Source organism: Bacillus sp. JZ34 (assembly GCF_053903205.1).
This window is the reverse complement of record NZ_CP096403.1, coordinates 590,051-601,697: the sequence shown is the minus strand read 5'-3', so window position 1 is coordinate 601,697 and position 11,647 is coordinate 590,051. Positions and strand designations below refer to the sequence as shown.

Annotated in this window: 14 protein-coding genes; 2 read left to right on the top strand and 12 right to left on the bottom strand. The window is 43.5% G+C overall.

Going from position 1 to position 11,647, the window contains the following annotated elements:
- Position 1: 1 nt before the first annotated feature.
- From M1D90_RS02895 to M1D90_RS02855, 9 genes are all read right to left on the bottom strand, one after another.
- The gene (locus M1D90_RS02895) at positions 2 to 478 is read right to left on the bottom strand and encodes a flagellar protein FlgN (protein WP_075212712.1); all 477 of its coding nucleotides are present in this window, start codon (positions 476 to 478) and stop codon (positions 2 to 4) included.
- 18 nt (positions 479 to 496) lie between these two features.
- Positions 497 to 763, bottom strand: coding sequence for a flagellar biosynthesis anti-sigma factor FlgM (gene flgM, locus M1D90_RS02890; protein ID WP_020453113.1), 267 nt, complete (start codon positions 761 to 763; stop codon positions 497 to 499).
- A gap of 79 nt (positions 764 to 842) precedes the next feature.
- Entirely contained in the window at positions 843 to 1,262 is a 420-nt protein-coding gene (locus tag M1D90_RS02885) for a TIGR03826 family flagellar region protein (protein ID WP_020453114.1), read from the bottom strand.
- 58 nt (positions 1,263 to 1,320) lie between these two features.
- Positions 1,321 to 2,058, bottom strand: coding sequence for a ComF family protein (locus tag M1D90_RS02880; RefSeq protein ID WP_026580174.1), 738 nt, complete (start codon positions 2,056 to 2,058; stop codon positions 1,321 to 1,323).
- The gene (locus tag M1D90_RS02875) at positions 2,015 to 2,299 is read right to left on the bottom strand and encodes a late competence development ComFB family protein (protein ID WP_020453116.1); all 285 of its coding nucleotides are present in this window, start codon (positions 2,297 to 2,299) and stop codon (positions 2,015 to 2,017) included. Before M1D90_RS02875 ends, M1D90_RS02880 begins: the two co-directional genes overlap by 44 nt.
- Positions 2,300 to 2,353: 54 nt before the next feature.
- The gene (locus tag M1D90_RS02870) at positions 2,354 to 3,748 is read right to left on the bottom strand and encodes a DEAD/DEAH box helicase (RefSeq protein ID WP_128822151.1); all 1,395 of its coding nucleotides are present in this window, start codon (positions 3,746 to 3,748) and stop codon (positions 2,354 to 2,356) included.
- Positions 3,749 to 3,871: 123 nt separating this feature from the next.
- On the bottom strand, positions 3,872 to 4,714 hold the full coding sequence (locus M1D90_RS02865) for a DegV family protein (protein ID WP_020453118.1): 843 nt from the start codon (positions 4,712 to 4,714) through the stop codon (positions 3,872 to 3,874).
- A 119-nt stretch (positions 4,715 to 4,833) separates the two neighbouring features.
- Complete coding sequence (degU, locus tag M1D90_RS02860) at positions 4,834 to 5,523, bottom strand: two-component system response regulator DegU (RefSeq protein ID WP_003185730.1); 690 nt, start codon at positions 5,521 to 5,523, stop codon at positions 4,834 to 4,836.
- Between the two features lie 81 nt (positions 5,524 to 5,604).
- Positions 5,605 to 6,762 (bottom strand): sensor histidine kinase, encoded by a 1,158-nt coding sequence (locus M1D90_RS02855; RefSeq protein ID WP_020453119.1) that lies wholly within the window; start codon positions 6,760 to 6,762, stop codon positions 5,605 to 5,607.
- 222 nt (positions 6,763 to 6,984) lie between these two features.
- Here M1D90_RS02855 and M1D90_RS02850 point away from each other — a divergent pair, with 222 nt between their 5' ends.
- Both M1D90_RS02850 and M1D90_RS02845 read left to right on the top strand, forming a co-directional pair.
- Complete coding sequence (locus M1D90_RS02850) at positions 6,985 to 7,623, top strand: YigZ family protein (RefSeq protein ID WP_023856394.1); 639 nt, start codon at positions 6,985 to 6,987, stop codon at positions 7,621 to 7,623.
- A 14-nt stretch (positions 7,624 to 7,637) separates the two neighbouring features.
- A complete protein-coding gene (locus M1D90_RS02845) occupies positions 7,638 to 8,717 on the top strand; it encodes an LCP family protein (protein ID WP_023856395.1) in 1,080 nt (359 codons plus the stop codon).
- Positions 8,718 to 8,769: 52 nt separating this feature from the next.
- On the opposite strand, the gene M1D90_RS02840 is transcribed toward M1D90_RS02845, so the two are convergent.
- The 3 genes from M1D90_RS02840 to tuaH form a co-directional block, all read right to left on the bottom strand.
- A complete protein-coding gene (locus M1D90_RS02840; protein WP_023856396.1) occupies positions 8,770 to 9,153 on the bottom strand; it encodes a YunG family protein in 384 nt (127 codons plus the stop codon).
- Positions 9,154 to 9,262: 109 nt separating this feature from the next.
- On the bottom strand, positions 9,263 to 10,327 hold the full coding sequence (locus tag M1D90_RS02835) for a glycosyltransferase family 4 protein (protein WP_025810697.1): 1,065 nt from the start codon (positions 10,325 to 10,327) through the stop codon (positions 9,263 to 9,265).
- A 130-nt stretch (positions 10,328 to 10,457) separates the two neighbouring features.
- Positions 10,458 to 11,645, bottom strand: a complete 1,188-nt coding sequence (tuaH, locus tag M1D90_RS02830) for a teichuronic acid biosynthesis protein TuaH (RefSeq protein ID WP_023856398.1) — start codon at positions 11,643 to 11,645, stop codon at positions 10,458 to 10,460.
- Positions 11,646 to 11,647: the final 2 nt, after the last annotated feature.

Below are 11,647 nucleotides of genomic sequence, written 5' to 3'. Positions count from 1 at the left end.
TCTAAGCTTTTGAGTCGAATAAAGAAAGCCGTTTTGTCCCGCCTGTCTGATTTGACTGCTGCTCTTTTCCATAATTCGAACCGCTTTCTTTCGGAAGGAGCATATCAAATGTAAGCGAGATAAATTGAAGCGACTGAAAAGTCAGCTGCTTATTCAAATCGTTCACATCCTTTAAACGGATGACGAGCTGTGAGAGCTTGGCATACAGCTGTTCCAGCACCTTTTTCTCGCCGCCCGCAGCTCTGATGATACATGCGCTGATGGTCGCGTCCGAGCTGCCGATACAGCTTTTAGTTGCTTCAATGCGGGACTGCTCCGTTTGTTCAATGGCTTGCACATACTTTTGTTCTTTCGTCACGATTTCTGAAAGTGCCTTTATTTCGTTCGTCTTCAGCGCCTCCGTTTTTTGTTCCGACAGAGACAGCAGATGTTCATGCAGCACGCATAAGCGCTCCAGCTCTTCAATCACCCGTTTCACTGAACTGACTTCCTCCTTTTATTGCTGTTTATAAAAATTAACCATTTTTTCAGCTATGCCTTTGCCGTCCACTTTGTATGTTCCATTCTCTACGGCTGCTTTCAGCTGGGCAATTTTCTCCTGACGCTCCTTCATTAAATCAGGGCCTTTTTGCAGCTCCTTTGCTTTCGCAGAAATCTCAACTTTATCTTCCGGCTGTGCTGCAGCCTGGGAAGAAGCTGTTTGTTTTTCAAATGATTTATGATAAGGATTAACAGGTTGTGTTCCATATTGGTTGATCTTCATGGGATTCCTCTCACTTTCCGCCATAGTTATCTATGATCATACTCATTTTATCGTCTGAGCTTCAAGTTAGTTTAGGGAATCAGTCATTTTTAGGATTAAAGGTATAGTACGTGCCTTTAGAACTATTTCTCTTCTCTTTTTCAAGCTGCTCCAGCTGGTCTAATTGACTCATTTGCGATGCTAAATCTTGATCGCATGACAGGCAATAACGCCCTTCCCGAATAAGTGTGCCGCACCTTTCGCACGGATAGCCGAGATTCGGAAAATTGGAGATTTGAATGCGTTTCTGTCTGATGAACTTCAATATTAACTCTTCTTCGACACCTGTTTTTTCTACGATCTGAAACATTGTAGACTGCCGGTTTTCTTGTTTTTTCAGAAATTTATAAACGGTTTCAAACGCACGTTCTTCTTCTTTCAAGCATGAAACGCAAACGGTTTGAAAACTGCTTTTCATAAACAATGCATTACATCTTGGACAATTCGCCAATTGACTCATAAATTTTGACCCCTATCCTTAAATTCTATCTTTTATATCGGCAGGGAAAAAAAATGATTTAGCTTCGAATTAATGTAAATGATGATACAGATTTTGCCTCACCGGATGTCATCAGACAAGCAGCGGCATGATGAAGGGTCGCCCCTGTCGTATACAAGTCGTCGATCAATATGATATCCAGATTCTTTACCGATCCCTTTTCGGTTCTAAAAACCGTTTTGGGCTTGATCCGTTCTTTTCTGCTTTTTTTGGATTGTTTTTCATTTTCGATTCTGATCAAAGGATGCATAACGGGTTTTTTTAATAAGGAAGCAAGCCTCTCCGCCTGATTGAATCCCCGCTCCGCTTTACGTTCTTCACTGAGTGGTATCGGAACTAAAACAGCTGGAGTGCGGCGGTAATATTGGTGGAAAGCATTGATAAATAAAGGAGCAAAAGCGAAGACCAGTTCAGCATCACCTCTGAACTTAAAACGGGCAAGGACTTCTTTCATGAAGGTATTGTAAATATAGACAGAGCGGTTTTGCCTCAAAAGAGAGCGGGTTAACGGATCAGCTTCCCATTTTAGGCAGTCACCGCAAAGTTCTTCGCTCTCTTGGGGGCGCCCGCACTTAGGGCACACCGTTCTTCCTTCGATCCTGATAAAATTGTCTTTACATGCCCTGCATATTTTCTCTTCTGATCGTAAAAAGAATAAAGCGCGCCATGAAAGAGAATGTAAAAGAGGCGCTTCACAAATTAAACAATGCAGTTCATTTCCTCCCTTTTCGATTGCTTTCGCAAAGCGGGTTGTCATTCACCTTTCTGGCAGCTTCAGCCAAGGTGACGAGCATTGATGTATTTTTTTGTTTGTCAACGAGCTCTGCTTTTATGTAAGTCAGCTTCGACTCATCTGTTACATATTGCGGTTTTACTGCATTTAAAGCCAAGGCGAGCACATCCTCTCTGCACCTGCTGCACTTACAGCTCATGTGCAGCTGTTCGATATACTGATCAAACAACTCTTCCAAAACAGCCTCTTTAGCATTGACTAGCATCCGGCACCGCTCCTCATTTTATATTCATAGGTATACTTTACCATGAATATCAGACTAGTCAATCAACATTTCCTTTTTAGACAGTTTATTCATATATTGAATATGACGTCGTGCCGCATTCATCGACTTTGTCCTACCGTGATGAAAGAAACAGACGTCTCCATCTGTGTGCTCAGGATGCCTGCCGGCTCTGCCGGCCATTTGGACAAGAGCGCTTTCCGAAAAAACAGCCGCCTCTGCCCCCAATACTCCAACCTGTGCTTTTTTGACGGTTACACCTCTTTCCAAAATCGTTGTCGTCACGAGCACCTCAAGCTTACTTTTCCTAAACCGGTTCACTTTTTCATTTCTCTCAGGGTCTTCGGCATAGACTCCTTCTGCGCGAAATGTTTCCTTTTTCAGCAGACTGACCACGGTTTTAAGAACAGGGATAGAGGGAACAAACAGAAAAACCGGATGCTGCAGTTCCTGGTGCTTAAAAAGCCATTTTTTGAGGCGTAAAGGAACTTTTCTTCGTTTCAAACCCCTTTCCCAATTTCCGCACCAAATCAATGTAGGTTCAGGCAGCGGGCTGCGGTGGAATCTTGCGGGAATACGGACGGTGTGCAGCTTTCCGCTCTCAGCCCTTTTCTTCATATCTCTAGAAGGCGTGGCGGTTAAATAGATATGTGCGCTTTGCCGTTTTGCCGATTTTTTAACAGCGTATTGCAGCGTATTATCAATTGAATACGGAAAAGCATCCACTTCATCTATGATGATCACGTCAAATGCTTCTTTATAGCGGAGCAGCTGGTGGGTAGTTGAAATGACAAGCGGCGAGAGAGTTCCAACGTCTGGGCTTCCTCCGTATAAAGCGGCGATTTCCATCCCGGGAAAGGCGTGGCGAAACCGCGGTTCAAGCTCAAGCACAACGTCTGTTCTCGGAGTGGCGATACATACTCTCAAACCGTTGTTCAGCGCGAATTCGATCCCTTGAAAAAGAAGTTCCGTTTTTCCCGATCCGCAAACCGCCCAGATCAACAGCTCTTCTTTCCTGCGTATAGCATCGATAATAGATTTTGCCGCTTTTTCCTGACCGGCTGAAAGTACGCCTTTCCACTCCGTGTAAACAGGCGCCCATTCATGTCTGCCATGTCCACGCCAAGTCAACAGAGACGTACACTCGCTCACCCTGCCCATCATGACACAGGCTCGGCAGTACACGCAGCATTTATTGCACCTATAGCAAGGATATCGAGCGAAACAGAAGCGCTCGTGCTGGCCGCACCTCAAGCAAACAAAGCCTCTCTTCGTTTTTTTAATGCCTTCCTCCGTTTTTATCAGGCCTTCTTGGATATGCCAATCAATGACAGGTTCCGGAAAAGGAAGTTCGCTTTTCAGAAGGTGGCGCTGCTCCAAACATGACCGCAATTCACAGGAATAGGATGCCGGATGTTCGATGTGAATCACCTCCAATCTGCCATTCAGTATCTATCATCCATGTTTTCTTGTAAAACAGTCAAAATCTAAAAATCTCCCTCAAAAACCGTAGAAAAAGAAAAAATCTCCGTTTTGCAAAACGGAGATTGGCTTTTATACTGTATACCAGGCGATACCCATTGCTCCTTCACCAAGGTGGGTGCCGATCACAGGCCCGAAATAGCTTTTATAAAATTCGACATGTGCGTATTGCTGCGACAATTCTTCGATTATTTGATCAGCTTCTTCTTCACGGTTGGCATGAATCACAACCGCTCTCAACGGCTTTCCTTTTTCGGCATCTTCGCCAAAAAGCTCAAATAAACGGTTCATCGCTTTTTTTCTCGTCCGGATTTTTTCGAAGGGAACGATCAGCTTGTTCTCAAAATGCAAAATCGGCTTTACTTTTAAAAGGCTTCCGACAAAAGCCTGGGCGCCGCTCAGGCGTCCTCCCCTTTGCAAATGCGAAAGGTCGTCAACCATAAAATAAGCCCTCATTGAGGTTTTCATATGATCCAAGTGGCGAATGATTTCTTCCGGAGCCGCTCCTTTTTCCGCCATCTCAGCCGCTTCGATCGCATAAAAACCTTGAGCCATGCAGCTGATTTCTGAATCAAACGGATACACTTTAATTCCTTCAAGCATACCGCGTGCTGATACAGCGCTGTTGAATGTTCCGCTGATGCCGCTGGAAAGGTGGATGCTGATGACCGCATCATATGTTTCCCCGAGTTTTTCATAGAGAGAAATCAGCTCGCCGTATGCGGGCTGGGAAGTCGTCGGGAGATTTTCGTGAGCTTTTACTTCTTTGTAATAGTCCTTCCAGCTCATATCGATTTCTTCCCTGTATGAAGTCTCTCCAAAGATCACATTGAGAGGTATCATATAAATATTGTAGCGCTCACGCAGGTCTTTAGGTATATATGCCGTACTGTCTGTTACTACTGCTGTTTTCATGAAATAAACCTTCCTTATGAAAGATACTCTTTTCTATTCTAAAAGAAAAAGCAGCTTTTTTCATTATAAAGTTTGATTTTCTGCTAAAAGAAAAGACCTGCCTTATGGCAAGTCCACCTTTATCTCATTTCTACCCAGCCATTTTTAATGGCTACAACGACAGCCTGCGTTCTGTCGTTTACATTCATTTTTTGAAGGATGTTGCTGACATGGTTTTTAACCGTTTTTTCACTGATAAATAATGATTCGCCGATTCCGCGGTTGCTTTTTCCGTCCGCCAGCATCTGCAGAACCTCGCATTCCCTTCTGGTAAGAATGTGAAGAGGTCTCCGGATTTCCGGATACACTTCATGCTGAGCGTGAGATGATACACCGCTTGTTGCAAGACGGCGGAATTCATTCACAAGATTATGAGTAACCTTAGGATGCAGATAAGATCCGCCTTCAGCCACAACTTTCACGGCTTCGATCAGCGTGTCGGCATCCATTTCTTTCAGCAGATAGCCGCGGGCTCCTGTTTTTAATGCATGTGTAACATAGTTTTCATCGTCATGGATAGATAAAATAATAACCTTTGATTCCGGATACAAGTCGACCAGTTGTTTTGTCGCTTCTACGCCGTTTACATTCGGCATATTAATATCCATGATTACCACATCAGGATGGTAGTGCTCGACAATGCGAGCCGCTTCATCTCCGTCGTCTCCTTCGGCCACTACCTCAAAGGTAGGTTCGAAATCCAAAATCCGTTTGACACCTTCACGGAATAACTGATGATCGTCAATAATTACAATATTTACTTTAGTCACAAGCTACGCCTCCCCATTCTCATTGTTAAACACACCGCTTTTATGGTCAATATGTCTTTTGTCTCTATTTTACAATTATCTTTACAAAGACAGCGGAACTTTAATCAAAATAAATGTCCCAAGACCTATTTTCGAATCGATTGTCATTGAACCTTCGAGCAAATCGACTCTTTCTTTCATACCTAGCAGACCGAAAGATTTGTTCTTCTTGCCTTTAACTTCTTTTAAGTCAAAGCCGTTTCCATTGTCTTTGATAATCAACGTCACAAAATCTTTTGTCACTTCTACTTTAACATGAATCTCAGTTGATTCGGAGTGTTTTAAGGCGTTTGTCACTGCTTCCTGTGCAAGCCGGAAAAGTGCAACCTCAAACCGCGGTGCTATTCTTCTATCTTCGGATTCTCCGATGCATTGGAAATGGATCTTTGCTTTTCCATGATAATCTTCGATCGTGTTCAAGTATTTTCTGAGCGTCGGTATCAATCCCAAATCATCTAAAGCCATCGGTCTTAAATCATAAATGATTCTTCTGACTTCATAAAGAGCATTTCTGACGTTTTGCCGGAGGTTTCTAATTTCCTGAAAGCCTTCTTCTGTTCCTTTGTCTCTGAAGATGCGTTCGATCAGCTCAGATCTCATCATGACGTTGGCCAGCATTTGCGCAGGGCCGTCGTGGATTTCCCTTGAGACCCTTTTTCTTTCTTCCTCTTGGGCTTCGATGATCCGCAGTCCGAAATCCTGTTTGGCCTGCGCATCTTCTAGGAGAACGCCAACCTGGCGCAGATCCTGATTTAAATAGTTTAAGACGACAGTAATCTGGCTGACAAGCCCTTCTGAACGCTCGATGATTTCCTGAAGCCCCAAAAGGCGCCGTTCCAGATCATCACGCTTCTCTCTCAGCTGCTTTTCACGCTGCTGGATCATCGTCAGTTCAACCTGCAGTTTGTGGGCTTTTTCATAAGCTTCGCGAATCTCTTCTTCACTGAATTTATGAAAGTTTCTGCTGACCTCAGACAAGCGGTTTCGCGCATGGCGGGCATGCACTTCCAGCCTGTCTCCAAGATCGATGACTTCGTTGACCTGCTGTTTAATCTGCTTCAGCTCTTCTACCAAGCCTTCATATTGCTGACGGGACTGCTCTCCGATTTGAAAGACCTCATCCTTGCTCCCATCAACCGTTTTTAACATCTTCATAATGATTGAATCTAAAACTTTGGAGTCCATTTTGGAAACACTCACCCATTTTCCCTCCGTAACAGCATTGTCATTTACTTTTATCATAAATTTCATTGAACTGAAATTCGTGTCGAATTATAATGAAAGAATGCGTATTCTGGTTTTTTGGTCTTTTTATGGTTACCGATCCATTTCTATTTAATCATAACAAAATACGCGCCAAAATTCTAAGTCTGTTCGATTTTTAGGAGAACAGCCGCATGGCTTGTCAGGAGGTAAGCAGGCATGCTGCAAAGTTATCTCACTGTTGCAGGTGAAGGGACCCATGAAATCGTGATTGAAAAATCCCGGTTTATATGTCACTTAAGCCGCGTCAGTACTGAAGAAGAAGCACAGAACTTTATCAATCACATAAAAAAGCAGCATTGGAATGCGACGCATAATTGCTCGGCTTACGTCATAGGAGAAAATGATCAAATTCAAAAAGCGAATGATGACGGAGAACCGAGCGGGACAGCTGGAGTTCCGATGCTTGAAGTTTTGAAGAAACGCAACCTTAAAGATACGTGCGCCGTTGTGACGAGGTATTTCGGCGGTATTAAACTCGGCGCTGGAGGGCTGATACGGGCTTATGGAAAATCCGTGTCAGAGGGGCTGAACCATGTCGGCGTTGTCGAACGAAAGCTGATGCGGGTGATGCACACGACAGTGAACTATACATGGCTCGGCAAGCTTGAAAACGAGCTTCGCGAGTCCCCTTATCAAATAAAAGACATTCATTATGCCGACGATGTCGAATTTGAAACGTATGTCAAGGAAAGTGAAAAACAGGCATTTACGGAATGGATAACCGAATTAACAAATGGCAAGAGTGAGAATAGAGAAGGCATTCAAGTCTATTTGGAAGAAGCTTTTAACAATTAAAGGAGAATTATTATATGGCTGAGCGTATTAAAGTGAAAGTGCGAAAAAAAAAGAATAAAAAGAGAAAGCTGATTAAACGGTTTATAGTCCTTATGCTGCTCGCACTTCTCGTAGTCGGCGGAGTGGGCATATATAAAATTATTAACACGATTTCCGCTGCTGACGGCACTTATGATGAGCTTGAACGCGGAGAGAAGTCAAAGCTCAGGGACGATGTCGTTAATATTCAAAAAAAGCCGTTTTCGATTCTTTTTATGGGAGTTGAAGATTATTCGACAAACGGCGAGCACGGACGGACGGATTCCCTGATTGTCGTGACGCTCGATCCTAAAAAGAAGTCGATGAAAATGCTGAGCATTCCGAGGGACACAAGGGTGCATTTGGCCAGTGACACAGCCGGCACAAAAACAAAAATAAATGCTGCCTATGCAAAAGGCGGCAAGGATGAAACAATCGAGACGGTAGAGGACTTCCTCGGAATCCCGATCGATTACTATGCAACAGTCGATTTTGACGGGTTCAAAGATGTCATCGATGAAATCGGCGGAATCGATATTGACGTCCCGTTTGATTTCAGCGAAAAAAGCGATGTCTCCAAATCCAAGAGAATCTATTTTAAAAAAGGGAACATGCATCTAAATGGAGAGGAAGCTCTTGCCTACGCAAGGATGAGAAAACAGGATAAGCGGGGAGACTTCGGGAGAAACGACAGACAAAAGCAAATCTTAAAAGCCGTTCTTGATCAAATCTCAAAACCGCAAAACCTCGCTAAAATTGATAAAATAGCCCAAAAAGCAAGCAAAAACATTCAGACAAACTTCAAAATCACACAGGCTCTGGCGCTTCAGCAAATCTACAGCGGCTTTGCTGGTGATGATATAAAAACATTAAACATCACAGGAAAAGATCTTACGATCGCTGATGTTTACTACTTTGAGCCTGACCAGCAAAACCTTGCAAACGTGCAAAATGAATTGACCCATCACTTGTATCCGGACTCAACCGCTGATTCAAGCGGAACATCGTCTGAATCTTCCGCAACCGCTGGCGGGACAGACAGCTCAGCTGAATCGTCTGCTGCTTCTTCTTATTGATTGGCTCTGTTGAATGTGAAATTCATAATCGAATAAAATGAAGGGGAACTCTTTATATATTAAGGGTTCCCCTTTCTTTTGAAAAAGACAATTGATTGATAACACTTTGTTTTAAATAGTTATACTGTTTTTCGTTGGTATCTGAGAATGCCTCGTTTCTATTTGAGGGAACATCCATATACAGGATGTCTTCTTTGAATTGGGAAATTGTTAAATCATATCTTTTACCATTGATAACATTATAAAAATGCCACCCTTCAAGCAGCTTTGTTTTTCTTATTTCTCCACCTAATAGATCATTTACGATTAAGGCGGTTACGCCGCATTGTCCCTTCGCAGGGTTATCCTGACTCCATTTTGAACTTGAATCTGAAGACCAGGATTTATAGAGTGCTTTCATAATTTGTTCGATCTGTCCAAGGTGATGATCATCCATAAAAAATCCTCCTTCTCATAGAGTTTTTGGTTAATCAACCAACCGCTTGTGAGGCTTCCTGAGTTGCAGCAATAATAAAACCCCTGGAATCCAGGGGTTTTTGTACGCATTAATTCCTCTTCACCATCCGCCTGTAAAACTTCGTAAAGGGCTTGTACTGCTCATTTACAAGGCCTGTCACTTCTGCGATGATCTGCATGAACAGGATTAAGCCGAAGATGATGAAGATGGACACCCAGAGCGTCGCGGTTTTTAAAAGAATGGCGCTCAGGCTGAAGACGATGCCAATTAAATAAATGACGATGACGGCTTTCCGATGGGACAGTCCAAAGGCCATTAGCCTGTGGTGAATATGCGATTTGTCGGGCGCCGAAATCGGCTGTTTGTTTAAAATCCGCCTGATGATCGCGAATGTCGTGTCAAATATCGGCACTCCTAATATAATGATTGGAATGACGACGCTGAACAGGGTCACGCTTTTATACAGTCCGAGAAGCGACAGAACCGAGATCACATAGCCCAAGAAGAGCGAGCCCGTGTCTCCCATAAAAATTTTCGCCGGGTGGAAGTTATAGAACAGAAAGCCGATCGTGCTTCCGATGACAACCAGCGACAGAGAGAAGATCAAGATTTTATCGGCAGAAAAAGCCATGACGGCAATCGTCGAAAGGCCGATGACGGATATACCCGCAGCCAGTCCGTCCAATCCGTCGATTAAGTTGATGGCATTGGTGATCCCGACGATCCATAAAATCGTCAGAGGGTATGCGAGCCACCCCAAATCAAAGCGAAGATCCCAAAATGGAATCGATAAAAATTCCATTTTTAAGCCTGTACTGACGATGATGCAGGCTACTAATATTTGAACGATAAATTTAATTCTCGCGCTTAAATTGTGTTTGTCATCTACAATGCCCAAAATGACAATCATAAAAGCACCGAGTGTAATTGCTGTTATTCTGTTTTCATAAAGGCCGCCGGCAAGCGAACCGGTCAATACTCCTATAAAAATGGCTAAACCGCCCATTCTCGGCATTACTTTATCATGTATCTTTCGTTTATCCGGCTGATCCACGACCCCGGATTTGATTGCTAGACGTTTGACAAGCGGAGTAATAATTAAAACAGTAATGAGAGAGACAAAAAACGCAAGTATAGTGCGTTCATAAGACATAAGGAAGTCTCCTTTTTAAATGAAGTCTGGTCGTATTAAAGATCATACCTTTTCATTATACAATTTCATTATTTATTATAACAAGCTCCAGCCAAAAGAAACATCACGAATTAATATCCCCCGCCGCAAATTATGCATCTTTATTCAAGCTCAATTTATCAAGCATCGATAAAAATAAATGATGCCAGTCTCTTTCATGTGCGATCTTTCTGCGCAGTTCAACATGGGAGACATCTTCATGCGCAAGCTCCAGCTCTTCACACAGCGCTGTAAATTCAACGGGGTCGTTTCCTGTTAGATGACGGTAAACGTGTTCCTGTTCAACCTTTTTTGTTGAAGGAAGGTTCATACCGGCGACAGGCTTTCCGGCAGCTAAAAATTCAAACAGCTTTAAAGGGAATACCGCATTATTATATGGCGACGGTTTATACGGCATGATCCCGATATCCACTACATTCATATAAGCCGGTACTTCCGACGGCGCAGCGGGCCCCGTCCAAATGACATTTTCTTCTTCAAGAAGCGCTTTAAAATCTTCGTCTCCGTTTGTCCCGTCAGGACCGACAAATAAAAACGTCCACTCTTTTTTGGTTTTGGCAGCTTCTTTGATGAGCTTAAAATCGAGCTTTGGCTTAATTCCGCCGATAAAGCCGAGGACGGTGCCTTCCCTTCCGTTCAATACATCGGCTTTTTGCTTATTTTCCGCAAACAAGCTGTATTCGACACCATTTTCGATTGTAAAAACCGGCTTTGTTTCTCCTTGAAGCCGGTCAGCTATGTTTTGGTTCAAATATTCGGAAGTGCAAAAAATCATATCGGCTGCATTGATGATTCTGCCTTCGGCTTCAGAAATGACCTTTTGCCTGAATCCTGAGACAAGGCTTTTTTTTCCGCTGATCGGTGCCGCCCACAGGTCACTGCAGTCATAGAAGACCTGATCCCATTGATAAAGTGAGGACAGCATCGGAAAACCGGGGAATGTGTACCATAAGCACACCTTTTCCCCCTGAACGTCTTCTTTCAGCCGGTCAAGCAGCGGCTCCAGCTTGCTTTGATAGAAAACATCCTTGTAGCGGGCAAACCTGAATATTTTCTTTTTCAAGAAATCTTTGACTGCAAATTGCTTGATTCCGTTGTCAAGCAATGTAAATGTCTCTCGGGAAGGATTTTCAGACGGACAGACCCAAATGACTTCCTTCGTCTCCTTGCGGCCGGCCAAAAACTCAGCAAGGCGGTGCCTTCTGTATCTTAGCTGATCCTGCCCCCATTCACCTGTTGCTACTATGACGTGTATGATTTGATCTGCTTTCACTTTCAATC